The following is a 21,577-nucleotide window of genomic DNA, read 5'->3' on the forward strand; positions in this document are numbered from 1 at the left end:
TTTAAACTATTACAGTAGCGTTTGTGATTGACCATTAACCCAATAAATAACTTTATGGGCTTCCTCTGGAGATGGAACTTCTAGCTTAGTTAACATTCTTTCCATTACTTTTATAGGAACTGACTCAACTCTTGCGTTATTCTGTTTTTGCCACTGTATATAAGGCACTTCAATATAAACCAAAGTAATTTTAGCTTGATAGCGATAAAACAGTGAAATCAGCTGATCTCGCATTTGTCGAGTTATATTTGTCGCATTCCAAACAAAAGATTTATGCTGACGTAGATATTCCTTTGCTTGCTCTTTTGCTAACTGAGCGATCCAACCATTAGCATCTCGATTATCAGGCTTAATATTATGCTGTCTGCGTAGTGCGTCTAAACTAACTATCGGACGATCTGCACAATACTGCTGAATAAAAGTATCTTTTCCCATGCCTGGTAGTCCGCAAAGTATAGTGACTTCACTTCCTTTTTCAGGATACGGTTCATAATTACAATCAGTACTATTTTCAGTATAAAAATAATGAAAACATGCTCGTTCAGAAGGAAAAAAAGCAGGTTTACGCCAACATTCTAGCTCTTCACAATAAAGTGAGAACAAATCTATTTTATCGAATAGAGCTTGCTTATCTTCACAATCTCGGCCTAATACATCCGCTTTTGCTAATAGTGCTAATAAATAACAATCAACGCGTAATGACGCAGATAATAATGCTTTTTTAGGATCCTGCTTATCCATTACCCATAAAGGTAATCCGTGATAACGTACTAATGCCGCAATATGTTCTCTATCGATAAAATTAACTGGTACTTTTTCATAAAGAAAGCGACGTGTTGTTAATTCACCTTTACGGGCATGACCTGGTGAAATAATTCGCCCCACGTCTTCTCGTGTAGTAGATCGTTTTTCTACATCATGCAACAGCGCCGCAATCCATAAAATTTGTTGTTCACGTTCTGATAATAAGCTGTACTCAGGCAATAACTTTACTGACGCAATAACACGCTGAGTATGAATAGCAACATCGCCTTCAGCATGATGAATGGGATCTTGCACGACTCCTGCCATATCACTTATTTCACTATATAAGCCACATAGTTCATCCCATGACATTTCGGTATGTAATTTTTTATGAAGCATCATCGAGACTCCTGTGCTTTTTCCCAACTTAAGGGAGCTCTTTGCCAATTTTTTTTCCAATGCACATCAGTTTTAACATGATCTTTTCTCACATACTTAAACACCCGATGAGAAAATTCATTTAATGCAAAAGATTGAGCATCTCGGGTAACAATACCTTCCATTGGACTCGCTTTTTTTGTTGATACATCTTGAGACTGAAAAAAGCTTGGCTGGGTTGCTTGTGAAACGATCATCTGTTCAAATTTATTTTTATCGCTACAATCGGGCAACGTAATTTCTGGAACGGTAGGAAAATCAAACAGTGCAGCATAAAATTGCACTTCTTCCCAACTCAGCCATTTATCTTTACAGCGCACCGCAAACACATAAAAATATTCTTCTAAAGATGTATATTCAATAGAATGAATGGCATAAAGGTTTTCACCGAAGATATCGATATCCCCTAAATCATTCTTTATTAATTGCCAACGTTGGCGTAGTTGTGTCGTCCATGCTGATTGTGTTGGTGTTGCATGAGAGCGAGCAAATACCCCGGCTTGATTTAAACAATTATTTTCTCCATCCAGTTTTTCTGTATGGATAAGTGTTTTTATATTGCAGATATCCTGCCACCATTGCGAATTAATACGATCATCATTCGTTGTGCCTGGTGAAAAAGGATAGTGATACGTTCTATCGTATTTTTGTGATTGATTGTTCATTATTTTTTACTCATTAAGTAACAGAAATCCTGCCAAACTAAAATAGCTATTCAGCAAGTAAACTCGTCTGTAATCTGCACTATTCCATCAGTGCCTTAATGCGTATTACATAATAACAACCTACAATAAGAAGAGGTGAAAAAATAAATAAGTGGCTATATTAACCATAAGATTAATAGAGTGCTAGATAAATAATTCTATTTATTACTTATATTACTTTTCACTTAATTTTTTAATCGAATATCGGAGGAAATATGTACAACGATCTTCAAGGAAAAGTAGCTGTCGTTACGGGATCATCAAGAGGTATTGGTGCTGCCGTTGTGTCACGATTAGTCGCTGAAGGGATGAATGTCGTAATTAATTATCATTCTGATGAAGAAGAAGCAAACGCTCTTGCTGATGATTTAAATAAATTAGGTTTAGGTAAAGCTATTATCTTTGGTGGTGATATTAGTGATGAAGATATCGCACATAATTTTATTTATTGTGCAATAAATCATTTTGGTAAACTTGATCTTCTTATTAATAATGCCGGAATTGAAACCCAGACCCCCTCCCATGCTGTCGATTTAGCTGACTGGCATAAAATTATCAATGTGAATTTAACTAGCTATTTTCTTACGGCTCGCTCTGCTCTAAGATATTTTGTAGAAAATAAAATTCAAGGCAATATCATTAATATGTCTTCTGTTCATGAAATTATTCCTTGGCCTACTTTTGCTAGTTATGCAGCCAGCAAAGGTGGCGTTAGAATGTTGACACAATCTCTCGCTCTTGAATATGCGAGTCATGGTATTAGAATTAATTCTATTGGTCCTGGCGCAATCAATACGCCAATTAATAAAGAAAAAATGGCAGATGATGAACTACGTAAAGAATTGGAAGAGATGATCCCAATGAAATACGCAGCGGAACCTGAAGTGGTAGCAAATGTTGCAGCTTGGTTAGCATCAGAGCAATCGGCCTATATTACAGGCCAGACAATTTTTATTGATGGTGGAATGACGCTTTACCCATCTTTCCAAGGTGGCAAAGGTTAAGTATTCCAATAGAAAACCCACTTTTTAGTTCTTAATTTTTATAGTGCTAGAAGGTGGGAACCATGATTAGTAAAAATCAGTCTGAATAAAGAACAACATTTTCAGCATTAATCAGATTATCAGGGAAAATAAGCGGCCTATCTGAAATAAAAGGTATATTTAATATTTTCGTACCTGTTGAAATAGAAATACCTGCTTTTAACCATGCATCAGCGACTAATTCTGTGCAATAAACACCTTGTTCAGGATAAATACTAAAATTTTCACCGACACGATTTAAAGCAATATGCAACGCTTTATCTCTTGCTACATCATCCCCTTTAACTTGATAAAATCGAACAGAATTAGGTTTAGCTCTACTAGTAAAAAACTCAAGACTATCAATGGTGACACCGTCTTTTATATTAGGATGTTCACTTGGTGTTGAATGTATTACTTGAATACCATCTTCAGTGATCCACAACATTCCTACGTGACTAAAACCACTGTTATCTACTTGTTTAATAATATCGCTAATAACCTCATCACCATCACGAAAAACTAAATCACCACTTTTTAATTCATAAGGCAAAGCGAGCGCATTATTTGCGCTCGCTAAAAATAAAGCTAAAGAAAAAAATATGCGAATAATCACTTAACAGCAACTTTCCATTTGCCATCAATCTTAATCATTTGTTGGTCTTCAGTTTTTTCTTCGCCATTTTTAAGTACTGTTTTTAATGTGACAACAGCACTATTTTTATCTTCTGAATATGCGACTTTAACGACTTCAACTTTAGTTAAACCACCCTGTTCTTTAATTTGCTTACCTGCTTCGGTAATGATCATTTTAAATTTACCAGTGATTTGCTCTGCCATAGGGTCTTTTTCTAAGTCACCAAAGTACATTAATGAAACAGCTTTATCGCCATCTCCTGCTGCAACCGCTTCAACAAATGCAACTGCTGCTTGCCCTGCTTCATCTGTTTTATCGCCACATGCAGATAACGTCATTAACGCAACAGCTAGAAACAAGAAACTCATCATCTTTTTAAACATAATTCACCATCACCTTAAATATATAATTTGACCAAATGATTTTGTATAACACACTATTTATAATAGCATTATGTTATTTATAGCCTAGTTGAAATTTTTCTGTGTAGAAGTGTAGAAAAGTAAGCTTTTCTTTTCTGCCACAGAATTATACTTGATAAGAATAGAAACAGTCATGGATTATTTTTATTTTAAACTTAAATTAAAATTTCTTTTCATCACTTAGCTAAAATTCCGTTAGAATACATTGAACAACCAATCATAAAATGAGTATTTCCTATTTTAAATAATCCAATTACTTTTAATTTAATAAAAAAATACGTTTGCATTATATTAAAAATCAAACAATTAAGAAATCTTACTTTTTACCAATAAAATCTACTGTTTATTTAACGACCACTATCTATTTTATAGACTAAAAACAATAAATATTTTTAATACATATGAAATATTATTTAATAATATTTTAGTTTAATAGTAATAGTTAATGTTTTAAATATTAAAACTTCTATTTAAACGTAAGAAAGAATCAGCAATATAATAAAAGAAATAAAAACATAAATTATTATTTATAATATAACAATTCATCTATTTTAAAAGGTATTAAAAACAAGTCTATTTGTTTTTTAAGCGACTACACTGGCTTTATTTCTCGATTTTTTATAAACTTATCTATAACACATTCAGCTAAAATACAAATAAACACTAGAAAATTTGTGATCACATACGACTTTTTGCATCATTAATGTTATTTAAGATAAATAGAAACTGCATTTTTTATCGCGAATAGGTAATCTATTCATCTGATTTTGAATGGCGAAACATGAAAGGGCATTTTATGTTTACTTCACAGCTCATGCTGGTCGGTTATGTTTTACTTGTTAGTCCTTGTGGGCATGATTCTTGTGATGCGATCCCTGTTACAGAAACGATTTATACTAAAGATGAATGCACTACTCGGCTTAATTACTTAAAAAAGAAAAGACCTGATCTCTATATTTTTTGTGGGCAAGTCCTGCGAGATCCTGAAGTTACCGACGAAAACCCGTTAAAATCTCCACCTAATAGTGCTGATGATGTTTTTCGAGCGCAGTAATATATTTTATCCTAATTTTAGCATTACTATAAAATACAATTTAAATTGTTTTCTTTTTACGATATACTGCTTGTACTTAAATATGTAAGGACACGTATTAGGAGTCACCATGTCTATTGCGAAACGCACCAAAGACAAACGCATTGCATTAGCTTTAACACAATCTGAACTTGCTCTACTTGCGGGTACTACCCAGCAATCCATTGAGCAATTAGAAAGTGGAAAAACTAAACGTCCTCGTTTTTTACCTGAATTAGCTAAAGCATTAAATTGCGATTTAGCTTGGCTATTAAACGGCGAAGATGAACATGAATCTATATCAGAAATTCCACCTGAAAATGAATGGCACCCAGTCAGTGAATGGGATAGTAATACTCCATTAAGTGCTGATGAAGTTGAAATTCCCTACTTTAAAAGTATTGAGTTAGCCGCGGGCGACGGTTGCTGTACTAATGAAGATCATAATGGATATAAATTGAGATTTTCAAAAAGCACATTACGTCGTTATGGCGCATCATCTCAAAATGTTATCTGTTTTTCTGTTTATGGCGATAGCATGTCCCCCGTTATTCCAAATGGTTCAACTGTCACTGTAGACACAGGCAATACACGTATTGTTGATGGCGGCATCTATGCCATTGAACAAGATGCTTTATTTAGAATAAAACTACTCTATCGCCAACCTGGTGGAAAACTGATTATTCGTAGTTATAACAAAGATGAATTTCCAGATGAAACTGCAGAAACTGACTCAGTAAAAATCATGGGTCGTATTATTCACTGGTCAGTGATGGCGTGGTGATACTCTATCAGCTGTCTATTTTAGCCTTTTAGTTTTAACTAATAATTTGTCCTTTTGACAATAAAATCGTTTTATCAGCTAAAGCCTCTATTTCACGAGGTTCATGAGTTACCATAATCATCGTCATCTCCTTTGTTTTTAAGGCGATGATGATATCCCAAAGCTGATAACGAGTTTCCCAATCCAGACTTGAAAATGGCTCATCTAGTAATAATAGTTTGGGTTGGCTAATAAGCGCCCTTGCCAACGCAACTCTTTGTTGTTCGCCACCTGATATCTGATTAGGATAACGTGCAGAAAGATGAGCAATCCCCATTTGTTCTAATATCTCAATCTCTCTATCTTTATTACGTTTTTGTTTCGCACCATATTGTGCTAGCCAAAGATTTTGAGCTACTGTCATAAATGGAAATAGATAAAGCCGTTGATTCAAATAACGGCAAGAGCGTAACCACACTGGCTGCTGATTAATATTTTTATTATCAAGAATAATATCACCAAAATAGTTGGTATAGCCTGCTATTGCATTTAATAATGTTGTTTTACCACTACCTGAAGTTCCACTAACACCTAAGCATTCCCCTTTTATCACATTCAAAGAAATATTATTTAAAATTCCCGTTGTAAGTGAGTTAATTTCTAACATCAGGATTTCCTTTCACGTTGTAAGCGATGCAAAGCAAACAGTAATGTAATTGCTATGGCAATAAGTACCAAAGCACAGCCTATTGCTAATGAGAAATCACCACTGGCAATATTTAAATAAATTGCCATAGGCAATGTTTCTGTTTTTAATCGAGTGGCTCCTGCTAACATTAAGGTGGCACCAAACTCACCTAATGCTCGAGAAAAAGCAACAATACTCCCACTCATTAACGCTGGCCAGCAAAGTGGAATTTCAATTAAAAGAAATGTTTTTGTTGGCGTTAATCCTAAATTTTGAGCCGTTTGAATATAAGCGGGATCAACTGCTTTAAATGCAGATAAGCTATTACGCATAATAATTGCACTAGCAACATAAGTTTGCGCAATAATAATACCTAACGGCGAAAATAAAGAGCGAGCTAATTGGGGAAAAATCGATGTGAAAGGTCCTTGATTCCCTAACAACAATAATAATCCTATACCTATAACCAATGGTGGTGTCACTAAAGGTAAATCTAATAATACATCAACAAAACGTCGTCCTTTAAATGAAATACGTGCCATTGCCCACGCAGCAGGAACCCCCAAAAAAATAGCTAAACATAATGACATTAATGCCGTACTTAATGACATTCCAATTGCGAAATGAAATTCAGGATCAAAAATAACCTCTCTCAATTGTTCATAAGAGAGTTGGCAAATTAACGCGACCAAAGATCCTAAAATCAAAAAAAACAATAAAAAAAGAGGAATTAATGCCCAACGAAACACTCGCGTTCCTTAAAATTATTATGCAGTATAAATGAAAAAAGCCACCAGTAAGCTGGTGGCGAAAAAACACAATTTATGTGAGAAAAAAATCTATGGTTTCGAAATAATAGGGAGAAAACCATAATCAGTAAAAGCCTTGATACCCTCTGCCCTTGTAAAGTAATCAGCTAATAGCTGCGCCTCTTGCGGATTTGTTGACGTTTTTAATACTGCTAATGTCGCAATTTCTTCAGGGCTGCCTTCAGGAACAGGTAATAAAACGAGTTTGTCTTGATTTTTCATTGCATCTGCATAACCAATGATAGCGGCATCAACTTCACCGTTTAACAAATACATCAATAATTGTTTAATAGTCGCGGTACGAACAATTACTTTTCCTCGTAATTTATCACCTTGACCAGATGCATCAATAAGTTGTTCGCCACTTTGACCTAAAGCAATGGCTTTAGCATCACCCATTCCCAATTTTAAAGAACTATTAGCAAGATCTTCTATCGTTTTTATATCACCTACTTTATCTTTGCGAACAGCAATAACAGGAATGTGACGAACAATGGAATATTGATTAACAACTTGTCCTTCTTTATCTAATTTTTCTACATAATCTTGTGAACCAGGGAAAAATAGATCGCCTTGTTTAGTTAAATTAAAACGCGTTAATATTTGTCCTGAGCCACCATACTCAATGATTACTTTATTACCCGTTTCTTTTTCAAATACATTAACAACCTGCTCTACAGGTTGTTTTAATCCTGCGCCAGCATAGAGATGTAATTCTGCTGCAAGTGTGTTGTGACAAAATAATCCTAAAGCTATACCTAAACTAGCCAATATACGGCGTGCCATAAAAACCTCTAAACCAATCATTCGTTATATAATTTTTTATATAATGAATGATGTAAGAAATTAAGGCAAGTTACTCATAGAAAAAAAGATGAAAATGTCAGTGGTTTATCATTTTACTACTTTATTTATGGACTAAACTTATGCAAAGTGCCTTAGTGAAATAAACAGTAATACGATTTAATTTTCTAAGACTAATGATGAAATCAATCAACAGATCCTCGTATTCACGAGGATCTTATTATTAATTATCTATTTCTAATAGTGCGAGTGCGGTTACTTCATCAATAACAATATCAGTGGCATATCCTCCTTTTATTGCCCCTATTGTTGCCTGAATATTCTCAATGCCTCCCGCTAAAAATAATCGCTGTGGTATTTGTCTTAATTGCGCAAGGCTAATTCCCATGATACGAAGATCAACATCAGCCACTAGCGGATTACCTTGTGCATCATAGAATCGACCACAGATAACACCTACTGCTCCTAAATCACGATATTGCGCCATTTCAGCCGTTGTTAAAACCCCTGTCGTGACTAACGGATTATCATCTTGCGTATTACCCACAACAAATAATGCTTTATTACATTGATTTAAAGCCGAAAAATTACGACGAATAATAGGTTCTGCTTGCAATTCCATCGCTAAACGCGCACTAGAAACAACTGCTGGCACATGTAAATTAATACTGCATCCTGAGAATTTATTTGCAATCAGTGCTGCTGCTTCTGCCGTTGTAAAATCAGGTTGCGGTGCAACTGCGCCAATCATTTGTAATACAGTGATATTTTTCAATGACTTGGGTGGAAGGTAATTCCCTAACTTATAAATTGTTCTTCCCCAAGCAACGCCCAAAATATCATCATCATTAATTAACTGAGAAAGATACATTGCCCCTGCTTTTGCTAATCTTCCTCTATTCATATTTAAAGTTTGTTGCGGTTTATTCTTTTCTTCATCTGGTAAAATAAGCACATTATTAAGATCAAATTTTGCTTTTATTCTGATCGCATAATCAATCGTAGAAAATACAGATGAATCTAAGCTAATATTTACGAACCCTTTTTCTCTGGCTAAATGTAAATATTTCACTACAGTTACCCTAGAAACGCCCATAATATTCGCAACTTCACTTTGACTGAGTCCGTCCTGATAGTAAAGCCATGCAGCATAGAGAACGGGATCATTATCAAATAAACTCGCATTTTTTAGCGAATTATTTTCCATTTTAAACCCCACATTTATTTATAAATGTTGTTACTAATTAATTTATTTTATATTAGTGATACTACTGAAGATAAGAATGTTATTAAGTAAATAAATTCTTATAACACAAATAGATACATTTCATTAAACTACCAATAATATCGGCAAAAACATATTTTTCTTTACATGAGAGCTTTGCGATATGTAAAAAGCTCTTAATAATGCCGTAAAGAATTCATAACGAGAAAGTTTTTTTTGAAAATGTTTTTTTATCTGGTTAAAAATTAAAAAAATAGCTTTAAGTTTTAAAAAGTTTTATTTAGATAACATTTAAAGTGAATCAAACTTATCATATTCGTAAAAAATAGATGAATAGATGAGAACTAAACGATGATCATTGTATATTTAACTCTCCCCAATGAGAAAATTGCTAAAGAAATGGCATATCAACGCATAAATACAAAACTCGCTGCTTGTATCAATATAATTTTTAATTTGAAATCTATATATTTTTAAGATAAAAAAATTAGTTAATATAATTAAGTGTTTATGGTAACTTTAAGTGAAGTAACCAAGCAACCCACACTTATCAATACACTTATTATATATCTATGATGTACCTGACGTTATTATAATACCAATAGAAAATTGTTTCGATAGTTATCTTAATTGGGGTCTCAATTCTTTTAAATAATAAGTTAATTACTTTTTTCATTTAAATTATCCCTAATATCATAAAAAATGATAACCGTTCGTAAATATCAATAACTGAAACATCTAAATATTTAGACAAGTAAATTATCGAAAATATTAAAAATAACTTCTGATTTTCAACTCTAGATTTATACAAAAAAACTTAGCCCAACTTAATTTTATTAATAGTTACATTCTAATTTCTTTAATTTTATTTCATACTATTTTTTTGAAGAATATATTTAATCATAATTAAAGTTTTTAAATTATTATAGATAGTATATAGCTATTTATGCTAATTAATGAGATATCTCGACATCTTATCCTTATTGTTTTTTGCTATACTATTTAAGCTTTCTCTCTATTACATGTAAAAAAGGAGTGAGTTGTGAAAACAAACAGAGTCGCAAGACGTCTTTTAGGTTTACCTTACAATTTAAGTCGGTCTAAAAAGAAAGTGCGTTTATCCATTATTACCCCTACAGAAGCGGATAACCTACCTTTAGAGCTAAAAAATGCAACACAAGTCTGCTTAAAGCAAGATTTTAGAAATTCTACAGAGAAAAAACGTAGATATTTAAAATTGACTGATGCTTACCCTGCATATATTGTCAATAACTTATAATACGTCAAAATACTCTTACTGTTTTATAAATAGTGACAGATTTTTATTTAACGATAATTATTTATAACCTCAGTTTATCCCTTACATTGCGTAAGGGATAATTGTTTTATAGATGCCTTTTAATATTTTATTTTAATTATTTAATATTCTTCTCTCTCTTTTATCCCTGATATAATATTTTTCTAATATTCACTAATGCTAATTTTGCTTTTTTATAGTTAATATCTTCAGGTAATTTACTTGTTTCAAAAGCCTTATAAATTTTTTCAATAAGCTCTTCACTACGAAAAAGTAATTCCTTGTAACTAAATACTCCTGATTTTATTTTTAATAATTCATCTCGATTATCGCACCAAACTTTTACGTTTCCTTCTTGCGCAATACCTAAGGCGATATAAAGCAATCTGAATGTGTGCATCATATTCTTACTATCATAGCTACGGCCATGCTCAACATTTTGTTGATAACGGGCTTCATTGCGTAACTCTACCCACTGCCAATATTCATGATATTGTTTACAATAAGCACTATAGCCTTCTTTATTAAAGCTTAGATAGGCCTCTAATTTTGCCGATTTAGGAATACTGCTTAGTAATACATCTGTTGCTTTTTCCTTTTTTATTATGCCTTGATAATGACCTAACTTATCATAATAAACGGCATAAAGATCTTGAGCATGAGTTAAATCAACTAACCCAATATGCTCTTGTTGCCAATCATGTATTGCTAACCACTCATTAACTGGAACTGATCTTCCTTGCTCAATAATGTAGCAAAAGTCTAAAATTGTTTTTAATTGTTTATCAACAGGATTAACTATCTTTTTATTTAACCCTTGTGCTTTTTTAATTTGTCCTTGGGCATAACGTACAAAAGTTTGTACACAAGCTTTAGATAAAAACCATTCAGGTTTTAGTTTTGAAATTAATGGGTGTTTATAAATAACAACCTGTTCTGGTGAATTTAGTAACTCTAAAATATTCGGATTTGAAGCACATAATAATTCAACAAAGCGCCCTAATTCATAATAAACGATATCATTGCTTTCGTTACTTACTTGTGGGACATAATCTAACCCATAGAAAAGATCCTTTGGTAAATAGAATACACCTTTAATATCGGTATCTGAGGTTTCAGTTGCAAGGTTGTGTGAACGGCTACCAGAAATACTCTCAAATAACAGGTAAGGCTTTATATCATCGATGGTCAGTTTCATTTAATTTATCCCTAAACCAGTTATTTAATACTTCATTACTAGGTACATCTCTTTTAGCAAATTTGACATCTGTTGCTTGCCATAAAAAGCTGATAAGTTGTTGCATATCTTCTGGTGGTAACCACGTAAAATGTTCGTCTTTATCCGATTTAAACTCAACTAATTGATTAATTCTAACCTGCTGTTCTTCAGTTAGGATTTTTATTAACTTATTAAGTTTCATTGGTGGTATTTCACCTGTTTTTACTGTCCAATATGCTGATAAAAGTGAACGTAATAAATAAAACCACTTTTTTAGTTTTATCGTATTATTGGTAATCTCTCCGGTTGTTTTCGCAATACCTCGATAATGATGTACAATAACTTTGGGCTGATAATAAAGTTTGGCTAATTCAAAAAGCTCTTGTTGTACATTGGGATATTGCTGATAAACAATAGGTGATTGTAACCATTCTAATAAGATACAATTAGATTTTCTTAATAAATGTAGCGCTTTAGTAATATCCCATGCACCAACATCAAACCAACTATTTTCAATCCATTCAAATGTCTCTTTAGGCTTATCTATTGAAAGATAAGCATTACGTGGTTGTATAAAGATACCTCGAACATCATAATCGCTATCTGTTGATGCAAAACCCCAAGCACGACTACCACTTTCTGCAACATAGAGTAGTTTTACCTGATACTCTTGTTCAATTTGTGGTAACTTTTTTAAAATCTCATTATGCATGATTTCCTTATCTCCTATTTTTATTATTTTTTAATTAACTTAGGTTTTTAACATACTCATTATCGCTTATACAACAAGAATAAAATGGCATTTTTCATCATGGTTTTTCTACAATCTATTAATTGCTCTTTTGTTACGAAAAAATAAATATTTTCTTTTAACTCAATATGCTATATACATTTTCTTAGTACAGAATATTTTTATCTTTCAATAACGAACAATATATTATGCCTATCATTTACACAGCAGGGTTAAGCTACTTGGAAATTAAAGCTCTTGAGTCTTCCTATTCAATCTCATTTCCCGATGACTACAAGCTTTTTTTAGCATACTACAACGGTTATAGGGTCTCATCACCTGATTATTGTGATTTACCTTGTAACAAAGTTGATGATGGTTTTATTGCTTTTGATGTTCTCTTTGGTTCAAAAATAACAAACGACAATTTTTGTTTAGAACATATCAATAACGAGTTTTTAGAGGAAATTACACATATTTCAAATTCGTTTTTAATTGGTGAAGACCCTGGTGGTAATTTTTATCTTTTAATTACTCAAGGTAAACAAAAAGGCATTTATTATTGGGATCGCACAGGCATCCATGCTGAGGATAAAATGCAAGAATATGCCTATCAAGGTGTTGATAGTTATGGTAATATTTATAAAATTTATAATTCCTTTACTGATTTTTTTAACGAGATATCAATAATTGTAGGTGATAAAGAAAAGATTTTCAGTTTGGTGTTATGAGCTTATTTAAAAATTGCATATAAAAAAACAACTAATAACTAACAACTGATAACTGATAACTGATAACTGATAACTGATAACTGATAACTGATAAAAAAGTAAAGTTATTATTTTTAAATAATAACTATCTATTTTTATTTATTATTTATTATTTATTATTTATTATTTATTATTTATTATTTATTATTTATTATTTATTATTTATTATTTATACAGAATATAAATAAAAACAAGCATGAGTATATAGACTTACTAAATTCATACTAAATATTTTATAAGCATCTGTTTTTAAATGGTTAATATTAATTAAAACTTTAATTTTGATCAAGATTTTAAAATTCATTTCATTTTGTCTATTTTTAATATAATTCATTATTTAATAAATATTTCCATGTGAATTGTTTTACTATCTGAACCAATAAAAACGACTATTTACATAAAGAATACAAAATGGTTAAAATATTTATTAATAAATGTAACGTTAACTATATTAATCTTTTATTAATAAGCTAAAAAATGAATTATAAAAATTTATATAGTACAGAGTTAAATAACCCGAATACAAATTTTTTCATCTTGGATACAAGAGGTAGTCGTGCCGTACACGATGATGTAGATTTTGTAAGGTATTCCTAGAGAACTAGTAAATTTGGATTAGTTAAACCTGGTGATTTATTTATATATCGCCGTCCAGGTAAAGCTTCCGAAACAGGAAAATTTTATTTTTTTGGAGCAGGAAAAATAGAAGATATCACTCCATCTCTAGATATTAGTAAAAAAATAATGATAAAACTAGTGTAAATGGAACTATCACTAAACCTTATCCATTCATTAATAATATTCATCCTGAAGAACTCGAAAAATTTAATTGGCACTTCAAGAAAAAACAACAAGGATCGTGGGGAAATTTTTTTAACCAATATGGAATGAACAAAATTGCTAAAGAAGATTTTGTATCTTTAATGCAGCTAGCGACAGACGATATTAAAATTGATTATGATAATAACGCTGCAACAGAAGCACTTCAAAATATTCAAACTAAAAACTACTATGTTGATGATATAAAAAGTGAAAGTACCCGTCGTTCAAAACAAATTGTATTTTCCAATACCGTTAAAAATAATTATAGAAACAAATGTGCAGTTTGCGGAATTAATACAAAAACATTATTGATTGGTTCACATATAATTCCATGGGCGACCAGAAAAGATATTAGATTAGATCCCACAAATGGTATTTCTCTTTGTGTAATGCACGATAAATTATTCGATGCAGGCTATATTACTTTTGACTCTCAGCTTAAAATTATAGTTACTGAAATAGTAAACAATGATCCATCATTGAAAAAAATTACCGACCTGATTAAAGGAGATAAACTTTGCAAACCAAAAAGTTTTTCGCCGAATCAAGAGTATTTGGAATATTACAGAAAAAAAATATTTGAAAAATTTAATGGTTAACTACTATTAATTGTCTTTTCAATTAAAATCATATGTTAGAAAAAAAGCCACCAGTAACTTACTGATGGCTATTGGTTTTTTAACCTTTATCAACTATTGCTGATAAAAGGTATTTTATTCCCACTCAATTATATTCTAGTGATTTAACTCACTGATAAATATTAATTATATTAAAATTAGATATCACTAACACCGTCACCGATACCGTCATTATGAAATCTGTCTACTTTTTCATCGGTAAGAATTGAGGAGTTTTTCCTTTGCTCCCAGCTCTGAAATACAAAGGTTGAGTGTTCTGGTATTTTCATCTGCACGCTGAGCTTCACGCCCATATCGTTCAAGTGTTTCTCGTAGTTGTCGAGAAAGTTCACTGGCTTTGGCTTTCTCAACTCGGCAGGTATTGGCGTTATCGGTACTTGCAACTTCTGTTTGCGTGGTACTGGTTGAGAGCTGCATCCTGTCAAAGTGATTAAGAACACGATCAAGCAAAGCATCTGTGCGTATCGTATCATGCTGTTGTGCGTCATGATATATCTCCAACCTATTCTGCTGCTCATTGTCTGCGTGTTTACGCAGTTCAATATTTGTGGCCACATCCTTTTCATCTAATTGATTACCTGCAATCTGTTTATTCATTGATCGGTTATCAAAATAAATACCGCCAGCAACAAAGCCAGCGGTAAAGGAAACAGCCAAAGCAATTAACGCTATGACGGTTTTATTCATTAACGAACCCCATTGTGCTCTAATGAAAAATGATTGCCGTCAGGACGAGTTTTAAAACGACCGCCCCAACTTCCGCCCAATGATTCCCAATACTCACCCAGTTCTTTATAGTCGCTGGTGGCTGTAAGGTATTTGCCGTTAGCATCAAATAGGTTGAAATCAACTGCTAAACGTTGAGTGTGAAGACTGTTGCTAATACCGGACCCTTTCTTTGCATTTAATTTAGCTTGTTCTTCTGTACGATAAGCCTCACCAAACGTCAATTTATATCCTTTCTGCTGAGCAAAGGTGATCAGATTTGCAACCATACCTGTAAACGTATTTTGTTTATCAACTAATGACATATTCACCCCTTTATAAACTTGATGACATTGCCTTTACTGACCATCAATGTTGTGCAGATCAGGATATTGGCAAAGATGTTGTAGATATCAGCGTGATAACTAGGATCGAAGTAAGCGCGAATAGGTACGCTTGAAGAGTAAGCAAGAATGAGGAAAGCTAACCATCCACCTTTTTTACAGTGTTGTCTGCCGTCACGTTTAAAATAGAACACACGTAGAAATATGACGGTACAGATGATGGCATTAACAATAGTGAGCAATGTTTCGCATTTCATTGTTGCCCTCCTTGTTTCGGTATATCAGCCCTTCCATATGCTTTTACGCTTAACTTAACCACAAGCAAAGCGGAAACAAAAGCACCTACGGCATCGATATGTTCGATTTCGTATTGCTCCGGTTTCACACCGAAAAGACCAGTAACAGAAATAAAGATAGTTGCTGCGGGGCTAAAGAATATAAGACCACAAACGAAGCTTAGAAAAGCTAATACCGATCTACGTTTAAAGCTATATTCAGTAGCAGCAGTGGTAAAGAAGATGGCTCCCAACAGTGAACCCATAACAACTTCTGCTGGAAGCCCTGCGAAGTAACCAAGAAAAGCAGTAGTGCCGATCCCAGCTTTTGTGTAGACATCTTCTTGCATGAGTGTAGTACCAGTGATTAATGAATAATCATGATACTACATAACCATAAAGATAGACAAAAATGCTTTTTAGAATAATATAAGTAATAAATTAAATTATAAACAATGGTAATAATAACAACTAAAACATTTTAAATATAAGTTAAATTGCTTAATGCATTGCCTTATATTAAATTTATGAATAAAATGCATTTACTATTATTAGTGGGTAGAGCTATACGCTTATAAAAAAATAATAAGCGCTGGCGAAAATATAAACATAATTTTTATTTTTTGTATTCTGGATGAATAATGTTAAATAGAATCTTAGACAAAAACAATATAATAACAATAGCTTTATCAATAATAATTTCGGTTATATCATACTATGGCATGGGATTTAGTGAAGTTTCTTGGAAATTAATAATTTCAATATTATTAGTTTATATAACAAGCAAAAATAAATTGACAATAATATTGTCATCAGTATCTCTTTTCATACTATCATTTTATTTTTATACTGGTTTCATATATGGATTCCCCAATATAGGTTATATAGCATCATTGTTTGAAACAAATCTAATGGAAGCTTATGAGTTTATTCTTGGGATAAAATATGAACATATTTTGATTTATTTTATTTTTTATTTATCAATAATTTTAAACCTGATAAATTGTTACAAATTTAATAAAAACTCAAACCTATTTATCATATTATTAATATCAGCACCGCTAATTTACACATCACCATATTATTTATTTTCAAAACAAACAGCTAAAACAATAAAACAGTATTACTTACATAAAGATAGTTTTATAGAATCATTAAATAAAAAACCATCATGGGAAATATATGAAGATGAAAATAAAGATAAAGATTTAATTGTAATTATTGGTGAAAGTGTAAGAAAAGACTTTATGTCATTATATGGTTTTAAGCATAAAAATACACCGTTCCTTGAATCAGCAAATGGATATTTCATTGATGGATATATATCCACTGCACCAAATACATCTCATTCATTACAACGAACTCTTGCTAAAGTAGATCATTCAAATATAAAAGAAGAAGACAACGTAGTAACTTTAGCGAATGCTGCTGGATTTGATACCTTTTGGATATCAAATCAAGGATTTACTGGTTACTATGATACTCCAATTACAAGAATAGCGCTAAGAAGTAAACATCCATATTTTTTAAAAGATGGTGACTATGGAGATAAGAATATAGATGATTTAGAATTAATTAATATTTTAAATCTTGTATTGAAAGATAATAAAAAAAGAAAAGTTATATTCATTCATATGATGGGTTCTCATCCACAAACATGTTATAGATTACATGGATTCCCGCTAATTAAATATGGTAACAGTGAGGACTTAGATTGTTATATAGCAACTATTGCAAAGCTTGATTCCTTCATAGAAAACATAAAATCAACACTTGATAATTATCCTAGAGACTACTCTATTGTCTACTTTTCAGATCATGGAACTCAAATTAGAGAAGATGGAACACCAGTTGTCGGTTCCAAATTTAAGCAAAATTATGAAGTTCCATTTTTTATTATAAATAGAACAGATAACTCTCATGTTAATATAAATAAAAATATAAGTGCCTATAATTTCATAGATATATATGAAAATATATTAGGAATAAAAACAAAAAAAGATAGTGAATATTTTGATATATTAGAAATGAATAACAATAATGATGTTGAAGTTTTTAACTGGAAAGAAATGATTAAATTCAATAGTTTGAAAGATCAACCGGCTAATGATGTAACAAAATAATAAAAAATCATCAAAAGGCTACTAAATAGTTTTAGTAGCCTTAACAATTACTTATATAAAAATATAATGCCATCTAATCTGACATTATTACTTCATCTATTGTCACTTTAAACCAGTCTGATTTTTTTCCTGAATTTTTTCCTGAATGCCTAAAATAACGTATAGACCGAGCTAAATTGAAGCTGTCGTACTGTTCAGTAACATATAATTTAAATCCAATCTGCGGAATGCGTGATATTGTGTAAGGCACTAAAGGGCTATCAGTAGATAATACTTTGTTAGTTATTTTTGTTTCTACATTAACAAACATATTATCATCATGAATACTATTAGTGAACTTTGCAATATTTGTCGCTTCTAATTGTATACCTTTGCTATGCCTATCAAAGTAATTTCCTTTAAACTCGTTCCATTTTGATTCATTACCTTGTAATTGGATTGCAGTGGTAGCTCCATCACCAATAATTCGACATTTTGAAATGATAGAGTACGACATGTGCCATAGTTGAATATATTTAGCCACGCATTTATCTAAATGAATCCGATTCATGACACCTTCATTTTGATAGATACTAATATAAGAATCAGTATTGATACGGATGTATGAATCTTCCATTAGTGAACTAATAGAAACAGAACCCGTGCCTTTAACCATAATAGTAATATTACTTTTTGTTTGGCCACGGCTAGTTGTTGTATGAATACTGAGCATTCTCTCTTTTGCTAAAATAGGTATTTTTTCTGCATCTATTGCATACTCATCACAGTCACGAATAACAATAGCACCCCATGTTAAATCGCTTACACCTAACGACGCAGAGAACTTTATATATGGATCTTCAATATGGAAATATTGACTTCGCTCGCCATGTATACCAGCAACTGACTGATTAATTAGAGAGGGTCTTATCACTTGTGCATGTTGCGCACCATAATAAATGCATACTCCATATCGTCCGCTATTAAACGTGTCATCAATAGATTTACAATCAATGCACTTAGCTCCAATATAGAAACCAGATAACGTTGTTTCATCTTTATCTAAATAATAATGGTTTCTAACACTATTAATCCGACGGCAACCTGCAAATGTTACATATTGAGCATCTGATACAAGACCACCATAAAAAACACAGTTACTAGCAAGACAATCCGTTGTACCATAATTCAGTGAAATAGAATAACCTTTCACCGGATTATTAAACTTACAGTAGTACCAGTAAATATTAGTTGAGTTATTAAATCTAATTCCACCACTACCGAATGTAAACTCAGTTCCATACCAAATAACATCTGATATGCCCCAATGAGCAAACATATAATTCCCTTTATCTTTACTTGTAATATGTCCATTATAAAATTTTGTTGTTTTCCCATTAATTAATGTAACAAATGAAGATTTATCCAATGTAAATTCAAGCTGTGATCGTAATGTAACGTCATTACCTGATATCGACTCAACACGATAAATATCCGCAGTGTAGCCTAATTCTTTAGGGTCGGTTGAATATTGATCATACCATGCTTGTGATTGATTATAAGGACGATAGACTTTAATAAATTTAGTGTCATTAGGTATAGCATCTTGTAGTTTTATTACTGTTGAAGTACCAACATCACTGGGATTTACAAGATATTTTTTATCAGCCTCAAATTTAATGCTATCTACTTCCATGCAGTGCAACTCTGAATTTTTACCAAATTTAAAAATAGTTCCTTTTGGTATTGTAATGTCAGAAACGCTAATTCTGATTCCATCAGGAACAATAACTGAACCAGAATTAATTGCATCTTGTAATTTTAACGATTCATCACTACCATCACCTTTCACACCATAATCTATTACTGATTTGATTTCTTTTAACTTTTCATCGACTGTTGTTTGACCAAATCCAATTAATTTGGAGCCTGTGGGTTTTGCTAATTCAATTAACACATCAGAAGCCGATCCACTCTCAGGTAAAACTGTTATTGGTTGACCTTTATCATCAAACGCTAAAATTTTATTGGCGCGTTGTTCAGTATTTGGTAACGCATTAATAGGCTTATCCTTTACCCTTAAGGTCTTACTATCAATATCTTTAATACTGTTATCAACATAGTCTTTATTGGCACTATCAGTACCTAACTTTGGCGGTGCCAAATTAGCAATACGATTACCTTTTGCATCGTAATAGTTCGATAAATAAGTAGGTTTACGCAGACTCAACGAGAAAGTACCTAATGCTTTTTGAATTAACATCGTTAGATAATCAAAAGCATCTTCATGTACTTCTGCAAAGAATTTCCCCTGATTACGTAAGTCAGTTTCTTGTACAACGGGTAAATCACGTTCTAATAATATCTTCCAGCCTTGAGCTAAAGGTTTATTTAAAACCACCTTGCCGCCATGAAAAGAACCGGCTCCAACAATAGTGTAATCAGTACCATTCTTTAATGTTGTTTCATTTCCCTCACTGTCAGCAACCACAACAATCAAATGCTTGCTTTCAAAGATACGGAAGCGGAAATCAAAATCCGTTGTTACGCCATTACCTACATACTCTTCATGGCTTAGTTCAGTAGATACCGTCATTGCTCATCTCCTCTGGTGTTGATGAGGATATGATACGTTTAACTACAAAATATATCCATATTTGCAATAATGGTTATCAAATAGAAAATTAAATTAACCATTTAGATGAACATTTTAATACATTTACATTATTATAGCTTGCGTAATTATTTTCATTAGTAAGGACTTTAGCAATGGAAAAGAAGTATAAATACCCTGCACCAGCTAACTATCCAGATGTAGTGAATACCGATGAAGGGATTGAAAAGTTAATTGCAAAATCAAACCTTGAAGCGCTTTTAACAAAGATGGGAGAAGATGGTCATGATATATCAGCTCCGCTTGTAGAACTGATAGCAATGAGAAACTTTATAGTTCAAAAGATGAGAGGCAATAAAAATATAATACCGTTAGTGGAATGTATTTTAGCTGAATTAAAGAAATGAGAACAATGCACCGCTTAAGCGGTGCTATTTATATATTTCGTTAATAAAATCACTTTTTGATTCTTTATATTTTTTACCAAAAAGACTTTTACAAGCATCATCCATTACCAGCTCTACTTTTTTAAGCTTATCTTTGCAGTGAAAAAAGTACAAACATAAACCTATTGTCGCAAAAACAAATAATACGGTTTCGCCATGTGGAAATAGAAAACTCATAAACATACCAAAAATACAGACAATAAGAATATATTTTGCTGTATTATAATTAAGCATTGCATCATCATAATCTTTCTGTAATTTTAATAACTTATCTTTATTCCACATGG

Annotated in this window: 25 protein-coding genes; 9 read left to right on the forward strand and 16 right to left on the reverse strand. The window is 32.1% G+C overall.

The genetic code is table 11. From position 1 onward, the window contains the following. Nucleotides 1-9: 9 nt before the first annotated feature. Both PH4a_RS17010 and PH4a_RS17015 read right to left on the reverse strand, forming a co-directional pair. Entirely contained in the window at nt 10-1,146 is a 1,137-nt protein-coding gene (locus PH4a_RS17010) for an AAA family ATPase (RefSeq protein ID WP_129041466.1), read from the reverse strand. Further along, nucleotides 1,143-1,847 carry an RNA ligase family protein gene (locus PH4a_RS17015; RefSeq protein WP_129041468.1) on the reverse strand — a complete coding sequence of 235 codons (705 nt, stop codon included), beginning with the start codon at nt 1,845-1,847 and terminating at the stop codon, nt 1,143-1,145. Before PH4a_RS17015 ends, PH4a_RS17010 begins: the two co-directional genes overlap by 4 nt. A gap of 254 nt (nt 1,848-2,101) precedes the next feature. Between PH4a_RS17015 and PH4a_RS17020 the strand changes: the two genes are divergently transcribed. Continuing rightward, nucleotides 2,102-2,890, forward strand: coding sequence for a glucose 1-dehydrogenase (locus tag PH4a_RS17020; protein ID WP_129041470.1), 789 nt, complete (start codon nt 2,102-2,104; stop codon nt 2,888-2,890). 76 nt (nt 2,891-2,966) lie between these two features. Here PH4a_RS17020 and PH4a_RS17025 read toward each other — a convergent pair whose 3' ends face one another. Beyond that, nucleotides 2,967-3,524, reverse strand: a complete 558-nt coding sequence (locus PH4a_RS17025; RefSeq protein ID WP_129041472.1) for a YiiX/YebB-like N1pC/P60 family cysteine hydrolase — start codon at nt 3,522-3,524, stop codon at nt 2,967-2,969. Then, nucleotides 3,521-3,928, reverse strand: a complete 408-nt coding sequence (locus PH4a_RS17030) for a DUF4878 domain-containing protein (RefSeq protein WP_129041474.1) — start codon at nt 3,926-3,928, stop codon at nt 3,521-3,523. The genes PH4a_RS17025 and PH4a_RS17030 overlap by 4 nt, the downstream gene beginning before the upstream one ends. Before the next feature lie 835 nt (nt 3,929-4,763). On the opposite strand from PH4a_RS17030, the gene PH4a_RS17035 reads away from it, so the two are divergent. Together PH4a_RS17035 and PH4a_RS17040 are read left to right on the forward strand one after the other, a co-directional pair. Continuing rightward, nucleotides 4,764-5,021 (forward strand): hypothetical protein, encoded by a 258-nt coding sequence (locus PH4a_RS17035; RefSeq protein WP_129041476.1) that lies wholly within the window; start codon nt 4,764-4,766, stop codon nt 5,019-5,021. 109 nt (nt 5,022-5,130) lie between these two features. Next, nucleotides 5,131-5,823, forward strand: a complete 693-nt coding sequence (locus PH4a_RS17040) for an XRE family transcriptional regulator (protein ID WP_129041478.1) — start codon at nt 5,131-5,133, stop codon at nt 5,821-5,823. A 34-nt stretch (nt 5,824-5,857) separates the two neighbouring features. Here PH4a_RS17040 and PH4a_RS17045 read toward each other — a convergent pair whose 3' ends face one another. The 4 genes from PH4a_RS17045 to PH4a_RS17060 form a co-directional block, all read right to left on the reverse strand. Then, the gene (locus PH4a_RS17045; RefSeq protein ID WP_129041479.1) at nt 5,858-6,469 is read right to left on the reverse strand and encodes an ABC transporter ATP-binding protein; all 612 of its coding nucleotides are present in this window, start codon (nt 6,467-6,469) and stop codon (nt 5,858-5,860) included. After that, nucleotides 6,469-7,239 (reverse strand): ABC transporter permease, encoded by a 771-nt coding sequence (locus PH4a_RS17050; RefSeq protein WP_129041481.1) that lies wholly within the window; start codon nt 7,237-7,239, stop codon nt 6,469-6,471. Before PH4a_RS17050 ends, PH4a_RS17045 begins: the two co-directional genes overlap by 1 nt. Before the next feature lie 90 nt (nt 7,240-7,329). Continuing rightward, the gene (gene modA, locus PH4a_RS17055; RefSeq protein WP_129041484.1) at nt 7,330-8,085 is read right to left on the reverse strand and encodes a molybdate ABC transporter substrate-binding protein; all 756 of its coding nucleotides are present in this window, start codon (nt 8,083-8,085) and stop codon (nt 7,330-7,332) included. A gap of 241 nt (nt 8,086-8,326) precedes the next feature. Further along, nucleotides 8,327-9,310, reverse strand: a complete 984-nt coding sequence (locus PH4a_RS17060) for a sugar-binding transcriptional regulator (RefSeq protein WP_129041486.1) — start codon at nt 9,308-9,310, stop codon at nt 8,327-8,329. A 417-nt stretch (nt 9,311-9,727) separates the two neighbouring features. On the opposite strand from PH4a_RS17060, the gene PH4a_RS18385 reads away from it, so the two are divergent. Beyond that, complete coding sequence (locus tag PH4a_RS18385) at nt 9,728-9,805, forward strand: divalent-cation tolerance protein CutA (RefSeq protein WP_244212980.1); 78 nt, start codon at nt 9,728-9,730, stop codon at nt 9,803-9,805. 565 nt (nt 9,806-10,370) lie between these two features. Beyond that, a complete protein-coding gene (sra, locus tag PH4a_RS17070; RefSeq protein WP_129041488.1) occupies nt 10,371-10,607 on the forward strand; it encodes a stationary-phase-induced ribosome-associated protein in 237 nt (78 codons plus the stop codon). A 160-nt stretch (nt 10,608-10,767) separates the two neighbouring features. Here sra and PH4a_RS17075 read toward each other — a convergent pair whose 3' ends face one another. Together PH4a_RS17075 and PH4a_RS17080 are read right to left on the reverse strand one after the other, a co-directional pair. Next, entirely contained in the window at nt 10,768-11,823 is a 1,056-nt protein-coding gene (locus PH4a_RS17075) for a DNA polymerase beta superfamily protein (RefSeq protein WP_129041490.1), read from the reverse strand. Continuing rightward, complete coding sequence (locus tag PH4a_RS17080) at nt 11,804-12,556, reverse strand: nucleotidyltransferase domain-containing protein (RefSeq protein ID WP_129041492.1); 753 nt, start codon at nt 12,554-12,556, stop codon at nt 11,804-11,806. Before PH4a_RS17080 ends, PH4a_RS17075 begins: the two co-directional genes overlap by 20 nt. A 227-nt stretch (nt 12,557-12,783) precedes the next feature. Between PH4a_RS17080 and PH4a_RS17085 the strand changes: the two genes are divergently transcribed. Together PH4a_RS17085 and PH4a_RS17090 are read left to right on the forward strand one after the other, a co-directional pair. Further along, entirely contained in the window at nt 12,784-13,305 is a 522-nt protein-coding gene (locus tag PH4a_RS17085; protein WP_129041495.1) for an SMI1/KNR4 family protein, read from the forward strand. Between the two features lie 926 nt (nt 13,306-14,231). Beyond that, nucleotides 14,232-14,765 (forward strand): HNH endonuclease, encoded by a 534-nt coding sequence (locus PH4a_RS17090; RefSeq protein ID WP_129041497.1) that lies wholly within the window; start codon nt 14,232-14,234, stop codon nt 14,763-14,765. 231 nt (nt 14,766-14,996) lie between these two features. Here the strand turns inward: PH4a_RS17090 and PH4a_RS17095 are convergent, their stop codons facing one another. From PH4a_RS17095 to PH4a_RS17110, 4 genes are read right to left on the reverse strand one after another with little or no spacing between them, the layout of a single operon-like run. Further along, nucleotides 14,997-15,491 carry a hypothetical protein gene (locus PH4a_RS17095; RefSeq protein ID WP_129041499.1) on the reverse strand — a complete coding sequence of 165 codons (495 nt, stop codon included), beginning with the start codon at nt 15,489-15,491 and terminating at the stop codon, nt 14,997-14,999. After that, a complete protein-coding gene (locus PH4a_RS17100) occupies nt 15,491-15,835 on the reverse strand; it encodes a M15 family metallopeptidase (RefSeq protein ID WP_129041501.1) in 345 nt (114 codons plus the stop codon). Before PH4a_RS17100 ends, PH4a_RS17095 begins: the two co-directional genes overlap by 1 nt. 2 nt (nt 15,836-15,837) lie before the next feature. Next, nucleotides 15,838-16,110, reverse strand: coding sequence for a phage holin family protein (locus PH4a_RS17105; RefSeq protein WP_109391150.1), 273 nt, complete (start codon nt 16,108-16,110; stop codon nt 15,838-15,840). Beyond that, on the reverse strand, nt 16,107-16,478 hold the full coding sequence (locus PH4a_RS17110) for a putative holin (protein WP_020945795.1): 372 nt from the start codon (nt 16,476-16,478) through the stop codon (nt 16,107-16,109). The genes PH4a_RS17105 and PH4a_RS17110 overlap by 4 nt, the downstream gene beginning before the upstream one ends. Before the next feature lie 291 nt (nt 16,479-16,769). On the opposite strand from PH4a_RS17110, the gene PH4a_RS17115 reads away from it, so the two are divergent. After that, nucleotides 16,770-18,251 carry a phosphoethanolamine transferase gene (locus PH4a_RS17115; protein WP_129041503.1) on the forward strand — a complete coding sequence of 494 codons (1,482 nt, stop codon included), beginning with the start codon at nt 16,770-16,772 and terminating at the stop codon, nt 18,249-18,251. Nucleotides 18,252-18,324: 73 nt separating this feature from the next. Here PH4a_RS17115 and PH4a_RS17120 read toward each other — a convergent pair whose 3' ends face one another. After that, nucleotides 18,325-20,826 (reverse strand): hypothetical protein, encoded by a 2,502-nt coding sequence (locus tag PH4a_RS17120; protein WP_129041505.1) that lies wholly within the window; start codon nt 20,824-20,826, stop codon nt 18,325-18,327. Nucleotides 20,827-20,999: 173 nt separating this feature from the next. Here PH4a_RS17120 and PH4a_RS17125 point away from each other — a divergent pair, with 173 nt between their 5' ends. Continuing rightward, the gene (locus PH4a_RS17125) at nt 21,000-21,251 is read left to right on the forward strand and encodes a hypothetical protein (RefSeq protein ID WP_129041507.1); all 252 of its coding nucleotides are present in this window, start codon (nt 21,000-21,002) and stop codon (nt 21,249-21,251) included. A gap of 24 nt (nt 21,252-21,275) precedes the next feature. Here the strand turns inward: PH4a_RS17125 and PH4a_RS17130 are convergent, their stop codons facing one another. Beyond that, a complete protein-coding gene (locus PH4a_RS17130; protein WP_129041509.1) occupies nt 21,276-21,575 on the reverse strand; it encodes a hypothetical protein in 300 nt (99 codons plus the stop codon). Nucleotides 21,576-21,577 lie beyond the last annotated feature (2 nt).

Origin of the sequence: Proteus hauseri (assembly GCF_004116975.1) — a bacterium.
GTDB lineage: Bacteria > Pseudomonadota > Gammaproteobacteria > Enterobacterales > Enterobacteriaceae > Proteus > Proteus hauseri.